Source organism: Asanoa ishikariensis, from assembly GCF_900107455.1.
In the GTDB taxonomy this organism is placed as follows: Bacteria; Actinomycetota; Actinomycetes; order Mycobacteriales; family Micromonosporaceae; genus Asanoa; species Asanoa ishikariensis.
The window spans coordinates 400,912-425,872 of record NZ_FNQB01000003.1 but is presented as its reverse complement, the minus strand read 5'-3'; the positions used below and the strand labels follow the sequence as shown (position 1 = coordinate 425,872).

General features: G+C 73.6%; 23 protein-coding genes. 11 read left to right on the top strand and 12 right to left on the bottom strand.

The window, feature by feature from the left end; translation table 11 throughout:
• Positions 1-178 precede the first annotated feature (178 nt).
• The 5 genes from BLV39_RS26135 to BLV39_RS26115 all read left to right on the top strand — a co-directional run bounded on the left by BLV39_RS26135 (position 179) and on the right by BLV39_RS26115 (position 3,723).
• Positions 179-1,018: a patatin-like phospholipase family protein gene (locus BLV39_RS26135; RefSeq protein ID WP_090798606.1), complete on the top strand. Its 840-nt coding sequence runs from the start codon at positions 179-181 to the stop codon at positions 1,016-1,018.
• A gap of 90 nt (positions 1,019-1,108) precedes the next feature.
• The gene (locus tag BLV39_RS26130; RefSeq protein WP_090798604.1) at positions 1,109-1,846 is read left to right on the top strand and encodes a hypothetical protein; all 738 of its coding nucleotides are present in this window, start codon (positions 1,109-1,111) and stop codon (positions 1,844-1,846) included.
• Between the two features lies 1 nt (position 1,847).
• Positions 1,848-2,324, top strand: a complete 477-nt coding sequence (locus BLV39_RS26125) for a pyridoxamine 5'-phosphate oxidase family protein (RefSeq protein ID WP_090798602.1) — start codon at positions 1,848-1,850, stop codon at positions 2,322-2,324.
• A 36-nt stretch (positions 2,325-2,360) separates the two neighbouring features.
• The gene (locus tag BLV39_RS26120) at positions 2,361-3,152 is read left to right on the top strand and encodes a lysophospholipid acyltransferase family protein (RefSeq protein WP_373315208.1); all 792 of its coding nucleotides are present in this window, start codon (positions 2,361-2,363) and stop codon (positions 3,150-3,152) included.
• A 46-nt stretch (positions 3,153-3,198) separates the two neighbouring features.
• On the top strand, positions 3,199-3,723 hold the full coding sequence (locus BLV39_RS26115) for a hypothetical protein (RefSeq protein WP_090798600.1): 525 nt from the start codon (positions 3,199-3,201) through the stop codon (positions 3,721-3,723).
• Between the two features lie 351 nt (positions 3,724-4,074).
• On the opposite strand, the gene BLV39_RS26110 is transcribed toward BLV39_RS26115, so the two are convergent.
• Together BLV39_RS26110 and BLV39_RS26105 are read right to left on the bottom strand one after the other, a co-directional pair.
• Positions 4,075-4,602, bottom strand: coding sequence for a LuxR family transcriptional regulator (locus BLV39_RS26110; protein WP_090798598.1), 528 nt, complete (start codon positions 4,600-4,602; stop codon positions 4,075-4,077).
• 13 nt (positions 4,603-4,615) lie between these two features.
• Positions 4,616-7,312, bottom strand: coding sequence for a helix-turn-helix transcriptional regulator (locus BLV39_RS26105; protein ID WP_090798596.1), 2,697 nt, complete (start codon positions 7,310-7,312; stop codon positions 4,616-4,618).
• A 236-nt stretch (positions 7,313-7,548) separates the two neighbouring features.
• Here BLV39_RS26105 and BLV39_RS26100 point away from each other — a divergent pair, with 236 nt between their 5' ends.
• From BLV39_RS26100 to BLV39_RS26090, 3 genes are read left to right on the top strand one after another with little or no spacing between them, the layout of a single operon-like run.
• Positions 7,549-9,069, top strand: a complete 1,521-nt coding sequence (locus tag BLV39_RS26100) for a dynamin family protein (protein WP_090798594.1) — start codon at positions 7,549-7,551, stop codon at positions 9,067-9,069.
• Positions 9,066-10,913, top strand: coding sequence for a dynamin family protein (locus BLV39_RS26095; protein ID WP_090798592.1), 1,848 nt, complete (start codon positions 9,066-9,068; stop codon positions 10,911-10,913). The genes BLV39_RS26100 and BLV39_RS26095 overlap by 4 nt, the downstream gene beginning before the upstream one ends.
• Positions 10,910-11,560 (top strand): hypothetical protein, encoded by a 651-nt coding sequence (locus tag BLV39_RS26090; RefSeq protein ID WP_090798590.1) that lies wholly within the window; start codon positions 10,910-10,912, stop codon positions 11,558-11,560. Before BLV39_RS26095 ends, BLV39_RS26090 begins: the two co-directional genes overlap by 4 nt.
• Here BLV39_RS26090 and BLV39_RS26085 read toward each other — a convergent pair.
• Positions 11,557-13,239, bottom strand: coding sequence for an acyl-CoA dehydrogenase family protein (locus BLV39_RS26085; RefSeq protein ID WP_090798588.1), 1,683 nt, complete (start codon positions 13,237-13,239; stop codon positions 11,557-11,559). The two genes, BLV39_RS26090 and BLV39_RS26085, sit on opposite strands and share 4 nt — an antisense overlap.
• A 124-nt stretch (positions 13,240-13,363) precedes the next feature.
• Here BLV39_RS26085 and BLV39_RS26080 point away from each other — a divergent pair, with 124 nt between their 5' ends.
• Positions 13,364-14,017, top strand: coding sequence for an HAD family hydrolase (locus BLV39_RS26080; RefSeq protein ID WP_090800607.1), 654 nt, complete (start codon positions 13,364-13,366; stop codon positions 14,015-14,017).
• Here the strand turns inward: BLV39_RS26080 and BLV39_RS26075 are convergent.
• Positions 13,972-15,084 (bottom strand): epoxide hydrolase family protein, encoded by a 1,113-nt coding sequence (locus BLV39_RS26075; protein WP_090798586.1) that lies wholly within the window; start codon positions 15,082-15,084, stop codon positions 13,972-13,974. The two genes, BLV39_RS26080 and BLV39_RS26075, sit on opposite strands and share 46 nt — an antisense overlap.
• Positions 15,085-15,183: 99 nt before the next feature.
• Between BLV39_RS26075 and BLV39_RS26070 the strand changes: the two genes are divergently transcribed.
• Complete coding sequence (locus BLV39_RS26070; protein ID WP_090798584.1) at positions 15,184-15,654, top strand: MarR family winged helix-turn-helix transcriptional regulator; 471 nt, start codon at positions 15,184-15,186, stop codon at positions 15,652-15,654.
• A 244-nt stretch (positions 15,655-15,898) separates the two neighbouring features.
• Here BLV39_RS26070 and BLV39_RS26065 read toward each other — a convergent pair whose 3' ends face one another.
• The 8 genes from BLV39_RS26065 to BLV39_RS26030 all read right to left on the bottom strand — a co-directional run bounded on the left by BLV39_RS26065 (position 15,899) and on the right by BLV39_RS26030 (position 23,431).
• Complete coding sequence (locus BLV39_RS26065; RefSeq protein WP_143049886.1) at positions 15,899-16,516, bottom strand: ABC transporter; 618 nt, start codon at positions 16,514-16,516, stop codon at positions 15,899-15,901.
• Positions 16,517-16,617: 101 nt separating this feature from the next.
• A complete protein-coding gene (locus BLV39_RS26060; protein ID WP_090798580.1) occupies positions 16,618-18,216 on the bottom strand; it encodes a hypothetical protein in 1,599 nt (532 codons plus the stop codon).
• On the bottom strand, positions 18,213-19,091 hold the full coding sequence (locus BLV39_RS26055; RefSeq protein ID WP_090798578.1) for an ABC transporter ATP-binding protein: 879 nt from the start codon (positions 19,089-19,091) through the stop codon (positions 18,213-18,215). The genes BLV39_RS26060 and BLV39_RS26055 overlap by 4 nt, the downstream gene beginning before the upstream one ends.
• The gene (locus tag BLV39_RS26050; protein ID WP_090798575.1) at positions 19,088-19,882 is read right to left on the bottom strand and encodes a hypothetical protein; all 795 of its coding nucleotides are present in this window, start codon (positions 19,880-19,882) and stop codon (positions 19,088-19,090) included. The genes BLV39_RS26055 and BLV39_RS26050 overlap by 4 nt, the downstream gene beginning before the upstream one ends.
• Positions 19,879-20,427 carry an RNA polymerase sigma factor gene (locus BLV39_RS26045; protein WP_239083470.1) on the bottom strand — a complete coding sequence of 183 codons (549 nt, stop codon included), beginning with the start codon at positions 20,425-20,427 and terminating at the stop codon, positions 19,879-19,881. Before BLV39_RS26045 ends, BLV39_RS26050 begins: the two co-directional genes overlap by 4 nt.
• A 55-nt stretch (positions 20,428-20,482) precedes the next feature.
• Positions 20,483-21,172 carry a thymidine kinase gene (locus BLV39_RS26040; RefSeq protein ID WP_373315210.1) on the bottom strand — a complete coding sequence of 230 codons (690 nt, stop codon included), beginning with the start codon at positions 21,170-21,172 and terminating at the stop codon, positions 20,483-20,485.
• Between the two features lie 37 nt (positions 21,173-21,209).
• Positions 21,210-22,607 carry an MFS transporter gene (locus tag BLV39_RS26035; protein WP_090798573.1) on the bottom strand — a complete coding sequence of 466 codons (1,398 nt, stop codon included), beginning with the start codon at positions 22,605-22,607 and terminating at the stop codon, positions 21,210-21,212.
• 20 nt (positions 22,608-22,627) lie between these two features.
• Entirely contained in the window at positions 22,628-23,431 is an 804-nt protein-coding gene (locus BLV39_RS26030; protein WP_090800598.1) for a glycerophosphodiester phosphodiesterase family protein, read from the bottom strand.
• Here BLV39_RS26030 and BLV39_RS26025 point away from each other — a divergent pair.
• Positions 23,430-24,896, top strand: coding sequence for an Hsp70 family protein (locus tag BLV39_RS26025; RefSeq protein ID WP_176985080.1), 1,467 nt, complete (start codon positions 23,430-23,432; stop codon positions 24,894-24,896). The two genes, BLV39_RS26030 and BLV39_RS26025, sit on opposite strands and share 2 nt — an antisense overlap.
• The last annotated feature ends 65 nt before the right edge of the window (positions 24,897-24,961 follow it).

Sequence of the window (24,961 nt, the reverse complement as noted above, 5' to 3'; positions counted from 1 at the left end):
GAGGCGTATCAATTGCGCCAGGGGGTCGTCCATCTGACAGAAATTCACTGCAACCTATTGCCCCGCTTATTCGTGGGCATAGGCGTCTGCGAATGTGCATTCGATAGTCGCGATCATCCATTGTCGACTCCGCATGTCCGGGCCGTACGCTGGGTGCACTTTTCCGGCGGAGGTGCGCATGGGTGGCAGGGCATTGGTGTGCGGCGGTGGCGGGGTCACCGGGATCGCGTGGGAGTTCGGCATGCTGGCCGGGCTGTTTGAGGCAGGCGTGGACCTCACCGCCGCCGACCTGGTGATCGGCACGTCGGCGGGGTCGTTCGTCGGCACGGGCATCGCGTCGGGCGTCGCCGTGGAGGACCTCTACGCCTCGCAGTTGGCCCCGCCGGAGACCGGGACGCCGGCCAAGCTCGGCTGGGGTCCGATGGCGTCGTGGGTCTGGGCGGCGGCGACGTCGCGGAAGCCGGAGCGCGCCGCGGCGCGGGTCGGCGCGATGGCGTTGCGCGCCCCGACGATGCCGGAGGACCGTCGCCGTGCGGCCATTGCGGCGCGCATGCCTGCCGCCGTTTGGCCGGAACGGGACCTGCGGATCGTGGCGGTCGACGCCGGCAGCGGCCAGACGGCCGTGTTCACCCGCGAGTCTGGGGTCGACATCGTCGACGCGGTCGGTGCGAGCTGCGCCGTGCCGGGCGTCTGGCCGCCGGTGACGATCGACGGGCGGCGCTACGTCGACGGCGGTGTGCGCTCGGCCACCAACGTCGACCTGGCCGCCGGCTGCGACCGGGTGGTGCTGCTCGCGCCCATCGCCCGCGCGCTGGGCCGGCACCACCGCCTCGACCGGCAGCTCGCGACGCTGCGCCGCGGCGGCGCTTCGGTGGTCGTGGTGACTCCGGACGCGGCGGCGCGGCAGGCGATCGGGCGCAACGTGCTCGACCCGGCGGCGCGGGCGCCCTCCGCGCGGGCCGGACGGGCGCAGGCGGCGACCGAGGCGGCCAGGGTCACGGCGGTCTGGTCGGCCTGAGCGGCGTGCCGCCTTCGGTTTTGTCGGAGGCGCCTGATATGAAGAGCCTGCACAAAATCAAACAGGTGTACGGATGAGAGGGGTTCCCTGATGGCCGCCGCGCGCACCGCAGTCCGCGGTCTTTCCACCGACGAGCTGTCGTCGATCCGCGATGGCCTGGCCGCCGGTCGCAAGCCCAAGGTGGTGTTCACGGCGTCGGCGGGCCAGATCGAGGGCCAGACCGGCCAGGTGATCGAGCTGACCGACCCGGACGCGTCCGACGAGTTCGTCGTGGTCCGCTTCGGCCGCGACGAGCTGCCGTTCTCCCCCATCGACCTGGCCGTCGCGCCCCGCGGCGCCGCTGCCCGCTCGTCGGCCGCGGCCAAGGCCGCCGCGAAGCCGGTGGCACCGGTCGACGAGGCCCCACCGGGCCCCGGGCTGTTGCCGCCCACCCCCGCCAAACCTTCTGTCCCGGCACCACGTGAGGAGAGCACAGTGACCACGTCCACGGTGGAGGAGCCGACCGCCGAGGCGACGCGCCCGGCCAAGCGGCCCGCCAAGGCGGCCAGGCCGAAGGGGCCGGCGGGCCTGACGGTGACGCTGGCCTACGCCGACGGCGAGTGGACGGTCGCGGCCGCGCAGGGCACCAAGAGCCTGGCCAAGCCCTACACGATCCGCCCGGCCGAGGCGCTCAAGATGGTCGCCCTGGTCGACGTCCCCGGCGTGCACGAGGCCGTCGAGCAGATCATGGCCTCCGAGCGGGCCGAGGCCGAGACGCAGGCCGTGAAGCTACGCGCCGAGCTCGCCGAGATCGAGGCGCGGCTGGCCGAGCTACGCGACGTCGGCTGACATGACGACGTGGGCGCGCTTCGCGGCGGAGGCCCCGGAGCTGGCGGTGCGGGTCAAGGCGGCGTTCGACGTCAACACCCACAAGACCCTCGCCACCCTCCGCCGCGACGGCGCGCCCCGGATCAGCGGCACCGAGACGATCTTCGCCGGTGACGACGTCTGGCTCGGCAGCATGTGGCAGGCCCGCAAGGCGCAGGACCTGCTGCACGACCCGCGCTTCGCGCTGCACTCGGCGCCGGTCGACCCGGGCGACGACCCGGCTTCGTGGCCCGGCGAGGCCAAGCTGGGCGGCGTCGCCGAACAGGTCACCGACCTCGACCAGTTCTGGGCGGTGATCGCCGACGGTTCACCCGACAGCATGCACCTGTTCCGCCTCGACCTGCGCGAGGTCGTCTACACGGGGCTGTCCCGGGCGGCCGACAAGCTGGTCATCGAGCTGTGGCGGCCCGGCGCGGGCGTGCGGAGCTTCGACCGCTGATCCCATGATCGTCCGGTGTGGCACGATCAATTCTTGATGGACGCAGAGACCATGTCGAGCACGCCGCCGGCCACCACGTGGCAGGCGCCACGGTTCTGGCTGGCCCTGCAGATGACCGCCCGGCTGGCGGTCGCCGCCCTCGCCAAGCTCGAGGTCAGCGGCGACGTCCCCGAGGCGCTGCGGCACGGGCCGCTGATCCTGGCGGCCAACCACATCAGCCCGTTCGACCCGATCGCGCTGACCGCCGCCACCCGCGTCCGCCGCATCGCCCCCCGCATCATGGCCACGGGCGGGCTGTTCCGGGCGCCGATCGTCGGCTGGGCGATGCGGTCCAGCGGGCACATCCGGGTCGACCGTCGCACGGCCAACGTCGGCGACGCGCTGCAGGTCGCGGTCGACGCGGTGCGCGAGTCGGTGGTGATGGTCTACCCCGAGGGCCGCATCGGCCTCGACCCGACGATGTGGCCCGAACGTGGCCGCACGGGCACGGCCCGGCTGGCGTTCGCCAGCGGCGCACCGGTCGTACCGGTCGCCCAGTGGGGCTCGCACGAGGTGATTCCTTATGTGGCCTCGTTCCGCAGCGTCATCGCCGGCCTGGCCCGCTCGGTCTGGCGCCGTCCCACGATCAAGGTCCGCTTCGGCGCACCGATCGACCTGTCCGACCTCGATCCGGGTGTGCCCGGCGCGGCGCAGCGGGCCACGGAGCGGGTCATCGAGGGGCTGACCGATACCCTCGCCGCGATCCGGCAGGACGAGCTCGACGGGCCGCGCTTCGTAGACCCGACCAAGCCGGCCGACCAGTCGCGCCGCTACCGCCGCCGCACCTGAGTTTCGGGGCGCGTGAGTGTCGTAGGTGGCCGCTAAGGTGCGGCGCATGCGATCGCTGATAGCCGCCATTGCCGACCACGACGACGCCGCCAGCTTCCTGATGTGGCCGGGCGACTTCGAGCTAGACCGCAAGGACCACGTCGAGGAGGTCCACCTCGCATCGGGGGCGACCCTCGAAGGTTTCGCGGGTGACGGGGCCGGCGGCACGTACTTCTTCTGCGGTGACGGTGGCGAGGAACGCCCAGTGCTGTACGCCGACTCAGAGGGCGGCGCGGCCCTGGTCGCGATCGGCCTCGAGCACCTGCTGCAACTCCTGCTGGTCGCGCCGTGGTGGCGGGACTGCCAGGCGTTCACCGCGGAGGAGAGCCAGGAGCTGGCCACCGAATATCTCGAGGACCTGCCCGACCTGGGCGAGCGGCGCGACCGGGCGGCCGCGGCGCTCGGCATTGACCTTCCCACCGAGGCCGAGGTCCTGGCCCGCCTGCACCGGGTCGCCACCGAAGCGGGCGACGACTTCATCCTGGTCTTCACACCGGAGGGCAATGAATACGAGCGGCTGATCACCGCCTGAGCCAGCCGCCGCGCGGACTTGGCTGTTCCCGCAGGCATGGCGTTCCCGCAGGCATGGCTTTCGCACGGGCCTAGCTGTCCCGCGGCCTGGCCGTTTGCGCGGGCCTGGTCTTCGCGCGGGCTTGGCCTTCGCGCGGGCCTGGCTGTTGCAGCGCCTGGCTGTTGCACGCGCCTGGCCTTCGCGCAGGACTGGCCTTCGCGGTCGGGCCCGGCCGTTCGCGCGGGCCCGGCCGTTCGCGCGGGCCCGGCCGTTCGCGCGGGCCCGGCCGTTTGCGCGGGCCTGGCTGCTGCGCTGGCCTGGCTTTGGCGCTGGTCTGTCGCGCGGGTCTGGGTCTGGCGCTGGCTTGGCCGCTCAGGTGCCGCGCTGGCTCAGGTAGGCCAGGACGGCCTCGCGGGTGGTGCGGACGCCGAGGGCCTCGCGGGCCTGCGCGATCCGCCGGTTGGCGGTGCGCAGCGACAGGAACTCGGCGGCCGCCGCGGCGGCGATGGTCTCGCCGCTGGCGAGACGGTCGAGCAGGGCGCGCTGCTCGGGCAGCAGGTCCCCGGACTCGGCCGGGCCAGGGTCGGCGCCACCCGCGTCGCGGTGCACCGGGCCGAGCCGGGTCAGGTCCGCCAGCAAAGACCGGCCGATGTCGCCGGTGGCGTCGGTGATCGCGACGACACCGGCGCCGCGGGCCGCGGCCAGGACGACGAGGCGGACGGTCTCCCGGTCAGGCACACGGCCGAACAGCAGCAGCCGGGTGCCCGTGAGGTCCCAGGACTGCTCGGTAAGGGCGAAGCCCTCCCGGGTCGTCCAGCCGGACCGGGCCAGCCGGCGCAACACGGCGGTCGCGTCACCGGCGCTCGGCAACACGTAGCGGGGCTGGTCAACGTCGGTCACGGCCCCACCCCGGTCATCGCAGTTGCTCCAACGCCATCGCGGCGGCCGCAGTGCGGGTGCGGGCTCCTAGCTTGCGCATCCCGGCACGGATATGGGTCTCCACCGTCTCGGCGGAGATTCCGAGCTGACCGGCGATCCGGCGGCTCGGCTCGCCCCGGGCGACCAAGCGCAACACGTCGCGTTCGCGTTCGGTCAGGTCGGACCCGGCCCGCGGCCCACGCGTCTCCCGCCGCACCGCGTGACGGCGTAACGCCCGCCTGGCCCGGCCGAGCAGCACCACCAGGCCGGCCGACTCCGCCAGGGACTCCGCCGCCAGCAGCGCGGCCACCGCGCGTTCCGGGTCCGTCTCGTGCAGGCCGGCCGCCAGTAGGCAGCGCACCTCCTCGCGCACGACCACGTCGTGCCACGCCAACGCCGCCTGGTCGAAGCCACCCGTACCCGACCACGCGGCGAGGGTCTCGCGTACCGCGGGCAGCCCGGCGGACGCCACGTCCGTCGCGTCAAGTTCCGCCGGGTCCGGCTCCTCGACAACCCCGGCGTCGTACGCGGCCCAACGGGCGGTGATCCGCCGCAGCCCGTCGACCAACGGCGGCGCGGCGGCGCTGTCCGGTGCGGCGGCCCGGTCGGGCTGGCCGTCGAGCCACGCGGCCTCCCGACCGACCCAGTCCAACAGGGCGGCGGCCGCCGGCGCGGGAGCGGCCGAGGCGAGCCGCGCCCGGGCGGGTGCGAGCAGACCACCGTCGGCCTCGACGAGGCTGGCCGCGGCGACCGCGTAGGCCCGGGCCAGGGTAGGCACCGTCCGGTCGCTGAGGTCGGCGGCACGGCGCACCACGTCGTCGGCCGGGGTCCCGGCCGGATCGCCGCGCAGCGCCTCGCACCACAGGGCGGCCGCGAGGAACCGGGCCTGCCAGCTATACGCGAGGTCGGTAGCGCACGCGGCCGCCGCCCGCTGCGCGGTGGCGGCGGCTTCGACGAGCCGGCCGTCGGCCGCCAGGGTCTCCACCAGCAGCCAGGCGCTCCACCGGGTCGACAGCAGGTCACCGGCAGCGGCGGCGGCCTCGGCCGCGGACGCCAGCCCGTACTCCCAGCCCGGCACCCGCCCCGCGGCCCGCACCGCGGCGACCGCAGCCCGCAGCCCGGCGTTCTCGGGGGCGGCACCGTGCCCGGCGGCGGCAGCGAGCGCACCGGCGGGGTCGTTAGCCAGCCGAGCCAACAGCAGGACCCGGTCCCGGGCCGACCGCACCAACTCTGGTGCGTCGTCGGGTACGGGCGCCGCCGCGGCCCGCGCCCCCGCCAGGTCACCGATCTGGAGCAGGGCCTCGGCCCGCAACACGGCGGCGTCGACGCCGAGCGGCCCACCGGCCGCCAGCACCCGCACCGCGTCGCGGGGCCGTCCGGCGGCCAGGGCCGCGGCCGCGGCGGCGGTCCGGGTCGCGTCGTCGGGGCGCACGCCCGGCAGGTCGCAGGCGAGCAGCAGAAGCTCGGCCCGCTCACCAGCGGTGCCGGCCCGCGCGACAGCGGCCAACGCCCGCGCGGCCGCGCCGACGTCGTCACCCGCGGCGGCAAGATGTCGCGCCGCCTCGCGGTCGGGGGTCAGCTCAGCCAACCGCCGGTGCAGGGCGACCCGGGAGGCAGGATCAAGCATCCCGGCCGCCACCTCGGCAACGTAGGGCGAGGCGGGAGCGACCAACTCACCGGCCTCTGGCGCGGCGGCTCCGGCCGGCGGAGAGCTGCCGTCGCCCGCCCCGGCGGTAGTGCCGGGAGAACCGCCGTTGTCCGGACTTCCGTCGGCGGACACCGCGACATCGGGTCCGGAGGACGCGGGCGGTGCGGCGGGGGCGGGCACGGTGATGATCAGGCCGGCCTCGCGGAGCTCTTCCACGCCCGCGCCGAGCATGGTTGGGCAGGCCGGGCGGCCGAGTAGGCCGAGGGCCGCCATCGCGGTGCGGGCCGGGCGGGTCAGGTCCGCGAGCGCCTCGGCGACCGCGTACGCCACCTGGTCGACCTCCGGCGTCGCCGGCACCACGACCGGCAGCGCACCGGTCGTCTCCGGGCCGCGGTCGACAGCGGCCGGCCGCCCGGTCGTGGCGTGCCGGGCCAGTGCGGTGACGGCCAGGGGCACCCCGCCGGCGCGGCGGACCACCTCGGCCAGCGCCGCGTCACCCAGGGCCGGCGCGACGCGGCGGGCCAGGTCGGTGGCGGCGGCCACGGTCAGCGGCGGCACGGCCAGCCATCCGGCGGACGCCGACCGCAGCGCGGCCACCGACGCGGCGGGCAGGCGGTGCGGGGTGCGCAGGGCGACCGCGACCCGGGTGTGCGCGGCCAGCGCGGCGACGGCGGCGACCGTGGCCGGATCGGCCCACTGGAGGTCGTCGACGACGAGCAGCCCGGACCGGACCCGCGAGCGCACCGCCTCGGCGAGCAGCGCCGTGTCGTGGGCGGGCAGCCGGACGCGGACCGCGCGGGACAGGGCCAGCGCGGGCACGTCCTGGAGCATCGAGAGGCCGCCGCCGGCGAAGACCGGGCCGCGGAAGGCCGCCGCCAGGTCTCGTAGGGCCGTGCTGCGGCCGGTGCCGGGCGCCCCTGTCAGTACAACCAGGCCGGGTTTGGCCAGCAGGGCGCTGGCCCGCGCGACGACGTCGTCGGGCGCCGTGCCGGCCGGCTCACCGGCGGCACGGTCGGCGACGTCGGTGCCCGGTGCGTGCGGCACTCATCCTCCGACCTTCGGGGCCGCCGGCGGACGCGTACCCCGGTGGCACGAACATGGGATCCTGCCGCCGGCAGGATATTCGTAGTGTTGGTCTAGCCGACCCAGCCAGGAGGACCACGCCAGATGACCGCGCACCCCCGCCGGGCCACCGTCATTGTCGCCGACGTGCCGCGACCTGACGACCCCAGCACGGGCATCATGCCCGATAAGGGCGGTTTGCAGGGGAGTGTCCCGGCGTGACGGCACCCATCGCGCTGCGGCAGGTCGTCGCCGGGCTGTGCGACGAGGTTGGCCCGCGGCTCACCTCCGACGCCGCCCGCATCCAGGTGCGGCGGGTGCGGCAGCGGCTCGACGAACCCCTGCGGGTGGCGATCGCCGGTCGGCTCAAGGCCGGCAAGTCGACCCTGGTCAACGCGCTGATCGGGCGGCGGGTCGCGCCGACCGAGGTCGGTGAGTGCACCCGGGTCGTCACTCAGTTCCGCTACGGGACGGCCGACCGGGTCGACGTCGTGCGCCGCGACGGCAGCCGGGTCAGCCTGCCGCTGGACGAGAGCGGGATGATCCCGCAGCGGCTCGGCGTACCCGCGGCTGAGGTCGCCTATGTCGATGTCGCCCTGACCAGCGCGAACCTGCGTGACCTGACCGTGGTCGACACGCCCGGGCTGTCGTCGACCAACGCCTCCGTCTCGGCCGGCGCGCGACGCTTCCTCTTCGAGGACAACACCGCGCCGATCGACGAAGGGCTCGACGCCGACTCCGCCGGGGCGATCTCCGGGGCCGAGGCCATCGTGTACGTGTTCACCCAGGCTGTCCGGGACGACGACGTGGCCGCCCTGGAGGCGTTCCGGTCGGTGTCGGCGCGGCTGGCCAGCAACCCGATCAACTCGGTGGGGCTGTTCAACAAGGCCGACAAGCTCGTCGACGGCGCCGCCGACCCGTGGCCGGTCGCCGAGCGCCTGGCCGACGACCAGGGCAAGGCGCTGCGCCGGGTGGTCTCCGGGGTCGTGCCGGTGGTCGGGCTGCTGGCTGAGACGACCGAGGCGGGGCGGCTGACCGCGGCCGACTGCGAGGCGCTGCGGGTGCTCTCCGGTATGCCGCTCGCCGACCGTACGCTGCTGCTCGCGTCCGTCGACCTGTTCGTGTCCCGGCCCGCATCCGTGCCGCGCGAGCACCGCGAACGGCTCCTGACCCTGCTCGACCTGTACGGGATCGGCTTCTCCCTCGCGCAGCTCGCCGCCCACCCGACGCTGGGCAGCGGTGACCTGGTGCGGATGCTCTACCAGGCGTCCGGGTTCCCCCGGCTGCGGCACACGCTCGACCACGCGTTCCGGTGGCGGACCGACGCGATCAAGGCCGGCTGGGCGCTGTCCACGCTGGAGAAGGCCGCCGGGCACGCCGACACCATCCCCGACCGGGAGGTGCTGCGCGACGCGATCGAACGGGTGCTGCAACGCCCGGAATACCACCGGCTGCGGCTGCTCGAGGTCGCACAGCAGGTCAGCGGCGGCGCCGTCGAGCTGCCCGCGCCGATGGAGCAGGAGCTGACCCGGCTCGCGCTGTCGCAGGACCCGCAGTGGATCCTCAGCCTGCCGACCGCCGGCGCCGGCGAGCTACGCGAGGCCGCGCTGGCCGCCGCCGCCCGCTGGCGGGTGTTCGCGGTCGCCGGCGCCAGCCCCGCCCAGTCGCGGGTGGCGCTGGTCGTCCACCGCGGCTTCCACCTGCTCTCGCAGCGGCTGCGGGCGGAGGTGGCCTCGTGAGCGACCTGGGTACGTTGCTCGGTGAGGCCGTCGACGGCTCGCTGGCGTTCCTGCGCCGGGCCGACGCCGACGCGGCCGCCGACATCGAGGCGCTGCGGCGCCGCGCGGTGACCAGGCCGTCAATCGTGGTCGTCGGTGAGACCAAGCGCGGCAAGAGCTCGCTGGTCAACGCGCTGATCGGGGTGCCGGACCTGTCACCGGTCGACGCGGCCGTGGCCACCGCGACGTACCTGGAGTTCGTGCCCGGCAGCCCGCCCGGCGCGCAGGCGTGGCTGCCCGACCGCGCGCAGCCCGTACCCCTGGAGCTCTCGCAGTTGCGGGACTGGGCGACCGTCCTCGGGCAGCTCCCGGACGGCATCCGGCCGCCGCGCCGGATCGAGGTGACCCACTCGGCGCCGCTGCTGCAGTACCTGAGCCTGGTCGACACGCCCGGCACCGGCGGGCTCGACCCGCTGCATGCCGAGGTCGCCCTCGACGCCGCCGCGCAGGCCGGCGCGCTGCTGTTCGTGGTCGACGCGTCCGGGCCGTTCACCCGCCCCGAGCTCGAGTTCCTGATCGAGGCCAGCAAGCGGGTCAACGTGGTCGTGTTCGCGCTGACGAAGACCGACGCGTACCCGGGCTGGCGGACCATCCTCGCCGACGACCGCGCGCAGCTCCAGACGCACGCGCCGCGGTTCGCGCAGGCGCCGTGGTTCCCCGTGTCCGCGCGGCTCGCGCAGTTGTCGATGACGCTGCCCGGCGAGGCCGGCGCCGAGCTGGTCCGCGAGTCGCGGATCGCGCCGTTGCAGCACGCGCTGATCGAGCTGGCGGGCAAGGGACACCTGCTGCGGCAGGCCAACGTGCTGCGGGCCGTGCGCAGCGAGCTGGTCCGGCTCGACCTGCGGGCCGGCGAGCGGCTGACCGCCACCGACCCTGACCCGGCCGACGTGGCCAAGGCCCGGGCCGACCGTTCCGCCCTCGCCGCGCGCAAGCGGACCGAGTCGCGGCAGTGGTCGCTGACGCTGAACACCGAGACGCAGCGGGCGCGGGTGGAGGCGACCGGCAAGCTGCGCACGTACGTCGCCGAGCTGCAGGACGAGCTGCTCACCCGGATCGACAAGGCCAAGAGCGACGAGCTCAAGGCCCTGCCCAGCGACCTCGACACGGCGTTGCAGGCGTTGTCGGTGCGGCTGTCGCAGGACCTGGAGTACCGGTTCCGCAAGGTCGCCGAGAAGGTTCTCGCCCAGGTGTTCGGCGCCGACGAGCTGCAGTTCGTGCTCGCCCGGCTCAACGCCACCCTGCGGCACGCACTGACCAGCCGGCCGCCGCGGGACACCGGCACCGACAACATGATGATCGCGATGTCGGCCGGCGGGATGGCGTTCATGGCCGGCCGCGGGGCGATGGCGGGCGCGTCCGCGCTCGGTGCCAGCGCGCTGCTCGGCGGCGGGCTGCTCGTGCCGGTCGCCGGCCTCGGGCTGGGGCTGGCGGCGGGGGCGTTCATCCTCTACCGGCGGCGGGCGCAGAGCGACCGCGCCCAGGCCCGGCTGTGGCTGCGCGACGTGCTCAGCGAGGCCCGCGCCGCCCTCTCCGACGAGATCATGCACCGGTTCACCGACCTGCAGTACGCGCTGACGCTCTCCCTCGACGACGCGATCGAGCGGCGGCTGGCACAGCTCGACGCGCACATCGCCGAGATCGACAAGGCGCTCGCCGACGACAAGGCCGAACGGGCCAGGCGCCGGGCCGGCGTGGCCGCCGAACGTGAGGCGATCCGTTCCCGCATCAAGCAGGTCGACACGGTGCTGGTCCGCGCGCGGACCCTGGCACCCGCACCGACCACCGACGACCAGGAGCTGCCATGAGTGACGACTGGACCTGGGGCGACGGCCACGCTGATCCTGGCGACCACGGCGACCATCTTGAAGATCACGGATCGCATGACGAGCACGGTGGGTACGATGAGCCGGGTGACCTCGGGTTCGACGGCAACGCCGACACGGACCCGTTCGGCGTCGACCTAGGCGGCGGACACGACCTGGGCGGTGGCCACGATCTCGCCGGGCACGACGACCACCAGGAGTGGGACGAAGGCGCCGACGATCCCTTCGCGCCGCACGCGCTGGTCAGCGAGCAGCACGACTGGTCGGCGGGCCTCGACGCGCTCGACGGCGACGACACACCGGCGCCGCTGGACGCCACCGGGCTGTTCGGCATCGACCCGGACGTCTCCGCGTACACGGACGCGCTCTGGCCCACCCCGGAGTTCCCGGCCGCCCTCGATCTCGGTGCCGGCCTGCCGGAGCCGATCGACGGTGCGCCGTGGACCGACCCGGCCGCGCTCGGCTCGCTCGGCCCGTCCGAGCTGATGCCGTCGGACGTGCCGGAGCCCACGGACCTGGCCGCCTACGCCGGCCTCGACCCGGCGTCGTCGGGCTGGGAGACGCTACTGGGCTCAGAGGACCCGGCCACGGCGGCCCTCGCCCGGTTCTGGGGCATGCCCCCCGCTTAGCACAGCACGTCGGCGTAGTTGGCCGCGTCGACGGCGATGTCCTCGCCGCGCAGCCAGCGCCGCGCCCACAGCCGGGCGGCGGTCTCGGCGAGCTCGTCGCGGTCGGCGGCCTGCTCGACCAGCAGGGCGGCGGCGAGGGCGTACGCGGTGCGCAGCGCCAACCCGCGTGCCCCGGCGACGACGGTCGCCGCGGTCGGGTCCGCTGCCGCTTCCTTGAGCCGGGCGCTGAGGTCACGCGCCGCCCCAGCGAGAGTGTCGGCGACCGCCGGGGACAGCCCGCGCGCCAGGTCGGCGGCGGCCGCGACCCGGGCCACCACGGGGGTGCCGGCGTCGTCGCGGGCGACGGCACGCAGCGCGTCCAGGGCCAGCACGTTGGTGGTGCCCTCCCAGATCGGCAGCACCTGGGCGTCGCGGAGCAGCCGGGGCACGCCGGTGTCCTCGACGTAGCCGGCGCCGCCGAAACACTCGACGTACTCGCTCGCCGAGCTCACCGCGAGCCGCCCGGTGGCCAGCTTCGCCAGCGGCGCGACCAGCCGGAGCTCGGCCGCGGCGGCCGGGTCGGAGCCGACCTCGACCCGCCCCAGCAGCGCGAACGCGTGCCCGGCCAGGACGAACGCGCCGATCGCGTCGACGGCGAGGGTCGCGAGGGTGGCCCGGTGCAGCGGCGAGTCGAAGAGCAGACCACCGGCGACGTGCCGGCCCTTCGCGTACGCGATCGCGTAGTCGAGCCCCCGGCGCATCCCACCGGCGGCCGCGGCGGCGTTGTGCAGCCGGGTGATCACGACGAGGGTCATCGCGCGTACGAGGCCCGGCTGAGCGGGGTCGCCGAGCGGGACGCCGACGGCGTCGGTCAGGCCGATCTCAGCGGTCGGCAGAGCGCGGGTGCCGAGCTTGTCCTTGAGCCGGTGCACGGTCACACCCGGGGCGGGCGGGCCTCCGTCGGCGCCGCCCGCGTACCGGGCCAGCAGGAACGGCGCCAGCGACCGGCTGCCCGGACGCGCACCCTCGGGCCGGGCCAACGCGACCGCCATCGCGGAGTCGGCGGCGGAGCAGAACCACTTGTCGCCGGAGAGCAGCCAACGGTCACCGTCGCGGCGGGCGACGGTCGAGGACCGGGCCAGGTCGGAGCCGCCCTGCGACTCGGTCATCCACTGCCCGCTGGTGATCGCGGTGTCCGGGTCGGTGGACAGCAGCCGCGGCAGCCACCGGTCGCGGACGCCGCGGTCGACGTCGCCCCGGCACAGCAGCGCGGCGGCGCCGTCGGCCATCGCGACCGGGCAGGAGAACGTCGCCGACTCGGGGCCGTAGAGGTGCAGCAGGGCGTGCTGGACGCTGCGGGTGGCGGCGCCCCAGGTGCCGCGCGCCTCGTCCAGATAGGGCAGCGCGACCACGGCGTGCCGGGCGGCCGCGGCCCGCTGCGCCTGCCAGCCGGCGGAGGTGTCGACGCGGTCGACGCGGGCACCCCACGGGTCGTAGCGGACCAGGTTGGGCGGATGTTGTTCGGCGTCGGCGTGCGCGGCCCGCAGCGGTCCGGCGACGTCGGCGGCGAGGTCGGTGAGCCGTGCCTTGGCCAGGGCGTGGCCGGTCACGCCGAGCTGCCGGTCGAGCCAGACCCGCAGAAACCGATCGCCGGCGTACGGGTCCTCCGGCGGCGGAAGCGGCTGCACGAACCGGGCCATGGCGGCTCCTTCGCGGCGGGAACGGGTTGGCCCGACGTTAACCGACGCCGCGGGCACGCAACCATTCAATAGCGCCGGAAGGCACACCCGGCTCGCCGGACGGCGGGTGGCTACGATCGGCGGCGTGTACAAAGCCGTGTTGCTCGATGTGTACGGCACACTCGTGCACGACGACGCCTCGTGGGAGGTGTCGGCGGCCACGATGGTCGCCGAGTTGGCCGGCGTCTCCGCTGACGTGGTCGCACGGCAGTGGTCCACGCGGGTCTGGGAGCTGGCCTCCTCCGCGTACGGTGCGGAGTTCCGGCGGTTGGCGGACCTGAACCTTTCCGGACTCACCGCGACGGCTTCCCATTACGGGGTACGCGTGGACGCTGATCAACTGCGTCGCCGCCCGGATCGGCCGTGGTTGTTCGCCGACAGTGTGCCGTTCCTGGCCCGCGTCGGCGTGCCGGTCTGCCTGGTCTCCGACGCGGACCGGGATCCGCTGATGGCGGTGCTCGACCACCACGGCATCAGCGTGGCCTCGGTGGTGACCAGTGAGGACGCCCGCGCGTACAAGCCGCGTCCCGAGCCGTTCGAACTGGCGCTGCGGCGACTGGGCCTGTCGGCGCCCGACGTCATCCACGTCGGCGACTCCCCGGCGTCGGACATCGCGGGAGCCGGCGCCCTCGGCATTGACACGGCGTGGGTCAACCGCCACGGCCGGCGTCTGCCGGGCCGGCTGACCGCGACCTACACCGTGTCGACGCTGACCGCGCTGCTTCCGGTGCTCGGCTGAAGTGTCGTCTCGAAGAAGACTCTGACGTCCTCGGCAAGCAGGTCGGGAACCTCCATCGCGGCGAAGTGGCCTCCCCGGTCGAACTCCGACCAGTGCCTGATGTCGTAGAGGCGCTCGGCCAGCGGCCGCACCGACTGCGTGATGTCGTGCGGCAACACCGCCACACCGACCGGCACCTCGCACGGCAGGGTCTGACCGCGCGCGGCATCGTGGTGGAGCCGCGCCGAGGAGGCCGCGGTGGCGGTGAGCCAGTACAGCGAGATGTCGGTGAGCATCCGGTCGTCGCTGATGGGCTGGTGGGTCCACTGCGCGAAGCGTTCGGCGATCCAGGCGAGCTGGCCGACCGGCGAGTCAGTCAGCGCGTACCCGATGGTCTGCGGGGTGAGGGCGAGCAGAGCCTGGTACGGCGGACGGTTCGCCATCAGCTCTCTGACCTTGTCGAGGCGGGCTTCGTCCGTTTCGGACAAGACGACGCCGGGCACTGGCCTGGTCGGCAGGTAGTTGACGTGCACGCCGACCACCTGCTCGGGCGCCACCGCGCCGAGGGCCAGCGAGATGCCCGCGCCGAAGTCGCCGCCCTGTGCGCCGTAACGCTCGTACCCGAGGCGGTCCATGAGGACGGCCCAGGCCCGCGCGATCCGGTAGACATCCCAGCCGCGTTCGTGGGTCGGCCCGGAGAAGCCGTAGCCGGGGATGGACGGGATCACCAGGTGGAAGTCGCGGGACAGCGGCTCGATCATGTCGAGGAACTCCAGGAACGAGCCGGGCCAGCCATGGGTCAGGACCAGCGCAAGCGCGTCGGGTTTCGCGGACCGGACGTGGACGAAGTGGATGTTCTGGCCGTCGATCTCGGTGGTGAAGTGCGGGAGCTCGTTGAGCCTGGCCTCGTGGGCACGCCAGTCGTAGCCGGTGCGCCAGTAGTCCGCCAGTTCCTTGAGCCGGGCGAGCGGGAAGCCGTAGTCCCACCCCGCGTCGGCGACCTCGTTGGGCCAGCGGGTGCGGGCGAGCCGGTCGGCCAGGTCGTCGAGGTCGGCCTGGGGAATGTCGATACGGAAGGGCTTGATCATGGTGATGGCTCCATCGCGGGATCGTTGGTCGGCCAAACGTTTATGCTCCGAACGGTAGCACGATCGTTAGTGCGCCCAACGATTCGATAGGCTTGTCACATGGAGAACCCGACACCAGCCAGTTGGGAGAGTTTGCCGAGCTGGCTGCTCACCCAGACCGCCGGCCACGCGCACCGGCTGGTGTTCGACGGGTTCGCGTCCGTCGGTGCCCGCGGCTACCACTACCGCCTGCTGGCGACGCTGGCCGAGTTCGGCCCGGCCAGCCAGGCCGCGCTCGGGCGCCGCAGCGGCATCCACGTCAGCGACATGGTCGCGACGATCAACGAACTGGCCGACGAGGGCCTGGTCGAACGCGCCCCGGACCCCGCAGATCGCCGCCGCAACGTCATCTCCATGACCACAGCAGGCAAACGCCAACTGCGGCGGCTGGAGAAGGAGCTGGCCGAAACCCAGGAGAGGCTGCTGGAGCCGCTCTCGACCGAGGAGCGACAGCGGCTGACGGAGCTGCTGTCCACATTGCTGGACCACCACAACCGCCGAACCGGCGCCCCCGAGGAGCCGTGGCGCTGACCCACCACCGACCAGGCTCCGATCGCCGAGCCCGCTCCCCACTCGGCGGCGGCCCCATGAAGCGGGGTTCACACCTGGACCGGTGGCCGGTCCCCGGTCCGTCGTCTAATCCCGCCGGACGCGCTCGGGCCCGAGCCTGGCTCTGTTCGAGCCCGGCCGGGCGCGCTCGGAGTCCGTGCCTCGACCGCCGGCCGAACTCCAAACCCCCGCTATGTTCGCGCCCGGCCGGGCACGCTCCGCGGCGTTAGACCGTGAACCGGGCCTTCCCCAACCCGGACCAGGTGGCCGCGACGAGCGCGACGGCGGTGGCCGCCACCAGGGTGACCATCCAGCGATCGTGGGCGGCGGCCCAGACCGAGTCGTCGAAGGGCACGAGCAGCGCCACCCGTTCCGGAAGCAACGCCGCCAGGAAGACCACGGCCAGGAAGGCCGGCGCTGCGACCAGGCCGACCCCGCCACGGGCGGAGCGGCGCCAGATGAGAGCCGCCAACGCGAGGACGGCGACGACCACGGTGACCGCCTCCAGGGTCAGGTCGCGGCGAGGCAGCACCACCCCAGCCGGGCCCGCCACCGCACCCGCCGTGACGAGCGTGCCCCACCACCAGCCCGCGAGCACGATGCCGCCCCCCGCGACCCGCAGGGCGAGCGGTAGCCACGCGGGCGTGGGCAAGGTCGCGGTCGTGGGCCGCCCTGGGTCGTCGAAGAGGAATCCGACCCCGAGGCCCGCGCACAGCACCGCCAACCGCAGCAGGACGACCACCGTCGCGGGATCCGACGGGCCGGACACCACGGCCGGGACGCCCACCATGGCGTAGCCGACCAGCAGCGCGGCCAGCACCGGCGTCCACCGTGCCGCCCGCACCACCGGGACCGCAACAGCCCCTGCGACCGCTAGCGTCGCCCGCCCCACCATCCTGCGGCTCCGTCCCGGATCGCGAGGTCCACCATCAGCGGACCCGGCGGTCACGACTCGCACCCGACGTTGGCGAAGGCCGGGTCGGGCGCCGGGCCTACCGGCACGCCGAGCAGCGAAGCCGCCTGTTCGATGGTGGTCTCCGGTGAGGTGAGCTCGGCCCAGTGCGCGGTCACGACCGAGGCGATCTCGGCCGCCGGGCGGTCGAGCATGGCCAGACCCACGGCGGCGTCGCGGTCGTCGACGTACAGGGCGTTGTCGATCGTGTAGTCGACCAGCGCCAGCGAACCGCTGCTCTGGTTGTCGAGTTGCCGCAGCCCCGCCGCGGTGCGGGAGTTGGCCTTGCCGGTCAGCCAGACGACGAGCGCGCCGCGGGCGCCGCAGAGCGTGCTGTCGCCGGCCACGGCGCGGCCCATGACGAGCCGGAAGGCGACGCCGCCCGCGAAGGCCGCGGCCGTCGTGTTGTCGCCCCACGACGTGCCGACCGGGATCGCCTCCGGGGTGCCTGCCGCTGTGTCGGTGGCGCGCTGGGACCGGGCGCGAGCCTCGGCGACCTCGGGGCCGAAGGTGCCGCCGAAGGTCGGGTAGCCGTCTGCCCACACCCATTGGCGCACTGCCAGCGGCGGCGAGCCGGCGGCGCCGGGCGGGGTTAGTCGGACCACGTCGCGCAGGACGCCCTCCCAGGCGGGTATCCACGAGGTGAAGTCGTCGAACGCGCAGTAGGTGACGCCCTCCCGCGATGAGCACGTCTGCACTGGCGCCGGGTTGTCGGTTGTAGTGACGCGGGCGGCGAGGACCGCGTCGTCGCGGACGAACTGGGCCGCGCCACCCGCCACCGTGACCGCGAGCGCCGCCGCCAGGGCCGGCAGGGCGACCCGGGCGCGGGTGCCGGAGCGGAACAGGCCCAGCACCACGAGGACGGCGATCACCCCTGCCAGGTAGGCCAGGTGCCGCCCGGATGGGCGATCGACCAGCACGGACGGGATGGCGATCGGCAGGTCGTCGGGTAGCAGCGGTAGCAGCCGGCCCCAGCTCGTGCCGGTGGCTACCGATGCGATGGCGACGAAGCCGGCCGCGGCTAAGAGCACCGCGGTCAGCGGCGCGACGATCGGCGAGCGGACGACCTGGGCCAGCAGGGCTCCGGCCGCGCCGAGGACGGCGACGATCGCGGCCGGGATGGCGACGTCGAACAGGTTGACCGTGCCGGCTCGGCCCGGCAGCGCAGCCAGCGTCGCCACCTGGCCGCCGACCACTACCAGCGTGAGGGCGGCCGGGGCGAGGATCGCGAGCAGGAACGCGCCCGTGCGCCAGGGCGGCGGCAGGACCAGCAGGTCCGAGACCGCGTCGGTGCGGTGCCGGTGCTCGCGGAGCACTGCCAGGTTGGCCACCACCAGCGTGGCTCCGCCGAGCAGCAGCATCGCCGCCATCTGCAGCGTGACCACGTCGGAGGGCAGGACCGGGTAGCGGTCGGCGCCCGGGCGGGTCAGGGTCCACACCCAGGGGCCGAGGTAGAGCAGGAACGCGGCCACCGTGATCGGGTGGCGCAGCATCCGGATCGCTTCGAACCGAGTCAGGGCCAACATCGCCTGGCGCCGCGTGGCGGCGGCCTCCGCCGCCAGTGCCGGCGGAGCCGATAGAAGTGCGGTCATCGCTGGGCCTCCGCCGTGTGGAGGTCGACCAGGGTGAGGTAGCCGTCTTCGATGGTGGGGTCGAGCAGCGGCGCGCCGGGTGGCGGGTCGCCGACATGGCGGTAGGCGCCGCTGCCGGTGCGCCAGGACGCGAGCGCGCCCGGCACGCGGGAGTCGCTGGTCCAGACGCGGCCCGCGGCGAGGCCGGCCAGGTCGGTGGGTGTGCCGGTGAACAGGACGCGGCCCTGGTCGAGCACCACCACCTCGCGGCACAGGGACATGACGTCCTCGGTCTGGTGGGTGGAGAGCAGGACGGCCCGGTCTTCGCCCAGGTCGGCGAAGAGCTCGCGGAAGCGCATCCGCTGCTCGGGGTCGAGGCCGACGGTGGGCTCGTCGAGGATCAGCAGCGCGGGGTCGCCGACCAGGGCGGCGGCCAGGGCGACGCGTTGGCGCATGCCGCCGGACAGGGCCCGGATCCGCTTGGTCCGGACGCTGTCGAGGCCGACCAGGGCGAGCACTCGGCGGACCTCGGCGTGCCGGGCCGACCGGGACGTCAGCTCCTTGAGGATCGCCACGTAGTCGACGAACTCGAACGCGGTGAACGACGGGTGGAACCCCGGGTCCTGCGGCAGGTAGCCGAGGCGGCGACGGACCGCGAGCCGGCCCGGGCCGCGCAGGGCGTCGTGGCCGAAGGTGGAGACCGAGCCCGCGTCGGGACGGACGGCGGTCGCGATCACCCGCAACAGGGTGGTCTTGCCAGCGCCGTTCGGGCCGAGCAGGCCCGTCACGCCCGTGCCGAGCGACAGGGAGACCCCGTCGAGGGCGGTGGTGCGCCCGTAGCGCAGCACCACGCCGTCGGCACGGACCGCGACGTCGGTCGCGGATGTCAGGGTCATCGGAGCCTCCGAGGTGAGAGAACGTCGAACAGGGCGGCGCGGCGGGCCAGCAGCACGGACAGCACCGCCACCGCGGCGAACAGGGACAGTTGGCCGACGGTCGTGAACGGGACCATGCCGGCCCAGGTGATCGTCATGACCCACGCGGAGCCGACCAGCACCGCCGCCCAGACGGGGCCGAGCGAGGGTGAGAGCAGGAGCGTGGTCACGGTCAGCGCCAGCGACGGCAGGAACCAGCCGGCGATGGTCAGGCCGTAGTCGGGGACGAACGCGGTCGCGGCCGCGCACAGCAGGGTGTTGGCGGACAGCACCGCGACGCAGCGCAGCAGCAGGAGCCGGAACGCGTGGACCGGCGACGTCACGGTGAGCTCGTAGGTCGGGTCGACGCCAGGGCCGAACGAGACCGCGACGCCGACCAGGGTCAGCAGCGGCGCCACTCCGAGGAACACGACCGGGGTGAAGGCCTTCGCGAGCAGCGCGGTGAGCGCGAGGGTGACCGTGACCGCGATCAGCCAGGACAGCCGCAGCGCCGGGGTCGCCGTGAGCAGCCTGGCTGTGTGGTCGGGCACGCCGACCGCGACCAGCAGCCGCTCCACCGGCCCGGGACGCGGTGCGTCGAGTGCCGCGTCGAGCCTGGCCCAACCGTCGTCGACCGGCACCAACGAAGCGAGCCGCGACCGGCACCACGAGCACGAGAACAGGTGGGTCTCCGTCGACCAGAGCAGCGGCGGACCGAGCCCGCGGCCGGCGTAGGAGCGTAGGTCGTCGTCTGGAACATGCCAGGTGCTCATGTCAGCTCCGCACGCAACTGTTGGCGGGCGCGCATCGCCCGGGACTTGACGGTGCCGGCGGGGATGCCGAGCAGGACCGCGGCCTCGGCCGTCGACAGGCCGTCGATCACGGTCGCCTGGACGACCGCCCGCAGCTCAGGAGACAGCCGAGCCAGGGCGCCGGACAGGTCGCCATGCTCGACGCCGAGCAGCACCTGCTCTTCTGCGGAGGGCTCGGAGCCGGAGCGGAACCGGGCCAGCAGGCGGCCAAGCCGGTGGCGGGAGTGGCGTTTGCGTAGGGCGTCGACCAGCCGCCGCGAGCCGACCCGCCACAGCCAGCCGGCGACGTCGGGAGAAGTGGCAGACGCGTGGAACCGGGCCGCACCCCGCCACACGTCGAGGAACGTCTCCTGCACCACCTCGTCGACCAGGCCGTCGTCGGGGCAGCGGTGCCGCAGCCGCAGCACCAGCCAGGCGGCGTGCCGGCGGTAGAACGCCTCGAAGGCGGCCCGGTCGCCGGCGGCGACGTGGGCCAACAGGTCGGCGTCGGTCGGTGGTGGTCTCACACCCTCTTCATCGGAATGAGGGGGCGATTTGGTTCGCGTACGCGCGAAGAATTTCTCACATGCCCGGCAACGCGGGTTGCGGCAACGCAGCGCCCAGGTCACCGGCCATGAAGTGGCGCCGGCACAACACCTGATAACGGACGTCAGCATCCGAAGCGGTGTCGCCGATGACCACCTGCTCGCCCGAGCGGGCCACGACGCCGTTGACGATGCGCGCGTTCAGCGTGCCGGCCCGCCCGCACCAGCACAGCACCTCGACCTGGATCCGCTCGACCGAGTCGGCCAGCTCGAACAGCCGCCGGGCGGCCGGGAACAGCACCGAGCGGAAGTCGCTGGCCAGCCCGAACGCGAACACGTCCACGTCGTAGCAGTCGACCAGCTCGACGAGCTGCTCGATGTGCTGCTCACCGTAGAAGCAGGCCTCGTCGCAGATCAGATAGTCGACACCGATCCCGTCAGCCCACTTGGACCGCACGAGGGCGACCAGGTCGAGGTCGTCGGTCACCTCGATCGCGTCGTGGGCCAGCCCGATCCGGCTGGTCACCTGCGGGCCGAGCGAGCGGTCGATGCGGGTCAGCACCAGACCACGGCGCCCCTGGCGGGCATGGTTGTAGTTCATCTGCAGCGCCATCGTCGACTTGCCGCAGTCCATCGGTCCCCAGAAGAACTTGAGGGCCGCGCCGTGGCGCAACCGCCCGTCGCCGGCGGCGTGGCAGGTGTTAGCCAGTGCGGAGTCGTCGGTCACGATCCGGCAGCCTAACTGCCGGATACGCGAAGTCCGCTCACAGTACGCGCGGCGGCGTGTTCCCCGCGGCCACGATCGCGCGCCGGACCGGCACCGCTAGCAGCAGGAAGAAGCCCACCACGAAGAAGAACACCAACGACACGATGCCGACGCGGTACGAGTTGGTGAGCTGGAACACCAAGCCGAAGGCCAGCGGGCCGAGCCAACTCGTACCCTTGTCGCTGATTTCGTAGAAACCGTAGTATTCGCCCTCTTTGCCCGCTGGAATCATCTGGCTGAACAGCGACCGGCTCAGCGCCTGGCTGCCGCCGAGCACGATGCCGATGCACGCGCCGAGGATCATGAACGGCACCGGCTCCTTCGCCGGCAGCCAGAACGCGGCGACGACCACGCCGGTCCACAGGATCAGGCTGAGCAGCACGGTCTTCCACGCGCCGATCCGCCCCGCCAGCCGCCCGAGCCCGAGCGCGCCGCCGAACGCCAGGAACTGCACGATCAGGATCGTGATGATCAACGTGTCCTGTTCGAGCTTGAGCTCCTCGGTGCCGTACTGGCTGGCCAGCGTGATCACCGTCTGGATGCCGTCGTTGAACACCAGGAAGGCGAGCAGGAAGTACAGCGTCAACGGGTACGCCTTCAGGTGGCGGATCGTGCCGCCGAGCTGCCGGAACCCGTCGGTCAGCACGTTGCCGCGCGGGCCTACCCGCTCGGTGACCACGACGGGCCGGTCGCGCAGCCAGAGCAGCGGCAGCACCGTGAACAGCGCCCACCACACGCCCGCCGACACGATCGACCAGCGGGCCAGGTCGAGCGTGCGCTGGTCGTTGCCGTCCTGGCTGAGCAGCGTCACCGCGACCAGGTTGAGCAGGAGCAGCAGGCCGCCGCCGAGGTAGCCGAGCGCCCAGCCACGGCTGGACACCTTGTCCCGGTCGTCGGGGTTCGCGAGCTGCGGCAGGAACGAGTTGCTGACCACGAACGCCGCGCCGAACGAGATGTTGGCGACGAGGAACAGCAAGCCGCCGAGCAGGTAGCGGTCGCCGGTGACGAACGCGAACAGGATCGTGGCGAACGCGCCCAGGAACGCGAAGCCGGCCAGCAGCCACTTCTTGCGCGGGGTGCGGTCGGCGATCGCGCCGACCACCGGCAGCACGAAGACCTGGAGCAGGACCGACAGCGAGATGAGGTACGGGTAGAACGAGCCGGCCGCGATCCCGATCCCCAGTGGACTGACGCGGCCGTCGCACTCGTCGGCGCCGAGCGCGCAGCCGGCAGCGAGCTCCGTGACGGTGGTGAGGAACGGTCCCAGGAAGACCGTGATGACCGTGGTCTGGAAGGCCGAGTTGGCCCAGTCGTACATGTACCAGCCGGTGCGCTCCCGCTTGGTGCTCGGTGGCGGCGCGGCGTCGACAGGTGTGGCGGCGGTGACCTCGGCCATCGGGTGATCCTCGGGGGTGGTCAGGCGGGCCAGAGGCCACGGGCGATGTATACGTCGCGCAACACGTCGACGCGATCGGTCATGATGCCATCCACGCCGAGATCAAGTAAGTGGTGCATCGGCTCGGGATCGTCGATCGTCCAGACATGGACCTGCAGGCCGAGCCGGTGGGCGTACGCGACGAAACGGGGATCGACGACGGTCAGCCGCCCATAGCGGGGTGGCACCTGGGCGGCGACCACCGACGGATGCAGCTTCATGTTGGTGTTGCTCCGCGACGCCAGCCAGAGCCTGGTCACCCCACGCATGCCGAGCGAGGTCGCGACGTCCGGGCCGGCCAGCTTGCGGATGCGGGCCAGGCGGCTGTCACTGAAGCTCGCGAGCAGGACGCGGTCGTCGGCCTTCGCGTTCTTCACCGTCTGGAGTGTGGGCTCGATGCCCGGCGACGCCTTGACGTCGATGTTGAACCGCACCTGCGGCCAGGCCGCCAGGACATCGTCGAGCCGGGGTACGGCGGCCGACCCCGCGACGCGTACCGTCTCCAGGTCTTTGATCGTCAGGTCGCGGATCTGGCCCGGCTGACCGGTCAGCCGGCGCAGGTCGGAGTCGTGGAAAACGACCGCGACGCCATCGCGGGTGCCGTGCACATCCGTCTCGACGTAGCGGTAGCCGAGCGCGACAGCGCGGGCGAACGCCTCGGCGGTGTTCTCGTCACCGTCGGCGGCGCCGCCCCGGTGAGCGAACGCGATCGGCGTGGGCGCGTCAAGGTACGGATGCACGCGACGGAGTATGCCGCCCGTAACCGACGATAGGGTGTCGGCCATGCGGGCGGTGGGCATCGATTTCGGCACGTCGCACACGGTGGCGGTGGTCGCCGTCGATGACGCGCCGCCCCGGCCACTGTTGTTCGACGGCTCGCCGCTGCTGCCGTCGGCGGTTTTCCTGAAAGAGTCCGGCCGGCTCGTCGCGGGCTCCGACGCGGTGCGGGCCGCGCGACTGGACCCAGCCCGCTTCGAGCCGAACCCGAAACGCCGCGTCGACGAGGGCTCTGTTCTGTTGGGTTCGCGCTCGGTGCCGGTTTCCTCGCTGGTCGGTGCGGTGCTGGCTCGGGTGGCGGAGGAGGCGCGGCGGTGGGCGGGCGAGGCGTACTCGGTCGTGCTGACCCACCCGGCGGGCTGGTCGTCGCAGCGCCGCGAGGTCCTGGTGTCGGCGGCTGACACCGCGGGGCTGCCCGGCACACCGACGCTGCTGCCGGAGCCGGTGGCAGCGGCGCGCTACTTCACCGCGGTGCTGCGCGGGTCCGTGCCGCCCGGTGCGGCGCTGGCGGTGTACGACCTGGGCGCCGGCACCTTCGACGCCGCAGTGGTGCGGCGCTCCCCCGCCGGTTTCGAGGTGCTCTCCGCGCACGGGCTGCCGGACGTCGGTGGGCTCGACCTCGACCAGGCGCTGGTGGAGCACCTCGGCGAGGGGTACTCGTCCTCCCGGACCGCTCTCTGGAACGGCTTGCTGACGCCGGCGGACACAGCGGCGCGGCGGCAGCGGGCGCTGCTCTACGACGACGTACGCGGCATGAAGGAGGCCCTGTCCCGCACGTCGTCGGCGGACGTCCACCTGCCGGCGCTGGACGTCGCGGCCCACGTCACCCGAGACGAGTTGGAGCGGCTGTCCCGGCCGATGCTGGCACGGACCGTCGACTGCCTGGCGCGGACGATCGCCGACGCCCGCTTGAGCGAGGACGACCTGGTCGGGATCTTCCTGGTCGGTGGGTCGAGCCGGATGCCGCTGGTGGCCCGCCTGATCCATCAGGAGTTGGGTATCGCGCCGACCGCCCTGGAGCAACCGGAGACGGTGGTGGCCCAGGGAGCGGTCAGCGTGGAGACCGCGCCTCGGGTGCCGGCGCAACGAGGACCGGGCGGGGTGGGATCGGCACCCGCTGTCGACCGCCCCGTGTCGCCGCCGACCGGGGTTGTCGGCGGTGGCTACGTGGTGCCGGGGCAGCGTGCATCGGACGAGTCGCTGCCCGGCGGCCATGCCGTGCCCGGCCAGGCCGCGCCGGATGCGACCGTCCCGGGCGGTGCGGCGCCTGGCCGGGTGGTGCCTGGCCAGCGCCGACCGGTTGGGTATCCGGCTCCGACGAGTCCCGCCAGCGGTCACGTCGCCGCGCCGGGTGAGCGACCAGGTGCGTCCGGCGCGGCATCGGGCCGCACTGGGCTCGCCTGGGTCGTGATCCTCAGCGTGCTCGTCGTGACCGCCGCGACCGTGTTGGTCGTGCTGCTCGCCAACGGCTGACGCGGCCCTCCGCTGCGCTGACCCCACCGACCGCTGCCGGCACGACCGGCGGCGGCCGCGGGCGG

What these genes read in the sequence shown, in the direction of transcription:
- BLV39_RS26135 (WP_090798606.1), top strand. Translation starts at nt 179, where the DNA reads ATGGGTGGCAGGGCATTGGTGTGCGGCGGTGGCGGGGTCACCGGGATC.
- BLV39_RS26035 (WP_090798573.1), bottom strand. Translation starts at nt 22,607, where the DNA reads ATGGCCGAGGTCACCGCCGCCACACCTGTCGACGCCGCGCCGCCACCG.
- BLV39_RS26025 (WP_176985080.1), top strand. Translation starts at nt 23,430, where the DNA reads ATGCGGGCGGTGGGCATCGATTTCGGCACGTCGCACACGGTGGCGGTG.
- BLV39_RS26050 (WP_090798575.1), bottom strand. Translation starts at nt 19,882, where the DNA reads ATGAGCACCTGGCATGTTCCAGACGACGACCTACGCTCCTACGCCGGC.
- BLV39_RS26125 (WP_090798602.1), top strand. Translation starts at nt 1,848, where the DNA reads ATGACGACGTGGGCGCGCTTCGCGGCGGAGGCCCCGGAGCTGGCGGTG.
- BLV39_RS26120 (WP_373315208.1), top strand. Translation starts at nt 2,361, where the DNA reads ATGGACGCAGAGACCATGTCGAGCACGCCGCCGGCCACCACGTGGCAG.
- BLV39_RS26085 (WP_090798588.1), bottom strand. Translation starts at nt 13,239, where the DNA reads ATGGCCCGGTTCGTGCAGCCGCTTCCGCCGCCGGAGGACCCGTACGCC.
- BLV39_RS26055 (WP_090798578.1), bottom strand. Translation starts at nt 19,091, where the DNA reads ATGACCCTGACATCCGCGACCGACGTCGCGGTCCGTGCCGACGGCGTG.
- BLV39_RS26030 (WP_090800598.1), bottom strand. Translation starts at nt 23,431, where the DNA reads ATGGCCGACACCCTATCGTCGGTTACGGGCGGCATACTCCGTCGCGTG.
- BLV39_RS26115 (WP_090798600.1), top strand. Translation starts at nt 3,199, where the DNA reads ATGCGATCGCTGATAGCCGCCATTGCCGACCACGACGACGCCGCCAGC.
- BLV39_RS26075 (WP_090798586.1), bottom strand. Translation starts at nt 15,084, where the DNA reads ATGATCAAGCCCTTCCGTATCGACATTCCCCAGGCCGACCTCGACGAC.
- BLV39_RS26070 (WP_090798584.1), top strand. Translation starts at nt 15,184, where the DNA reads ATGGAGAACCCGACACCAGCCAGTTGGGAGAGTTTGCCGAGCTGGCTG.
- BLV39_RS26130 (WP_090798604.1), top strand. Translation starts at nt 1,109, where the DNA reads ATGGCCGCCGCGCGCACCGCAGTCCGCGGTCTTTCCACCGACGAGCTG.
- BLV39_RS26090 (WP_090798590.1), top strand. Translation starts at nt 10,910, where the DNA reads ATGAGTGACGACTGGACCTGGGGCGACGGCCACGCTGATCCTGGCGAC.
- BLV39_RS26060 (WP_090798580.1), bottom strand. Translation starts at nt 18,216, where the DNA reads ATGACCGCACTTCTATCGGCTCCGCCGGCACTGGCGGCGGAGGCCGCC.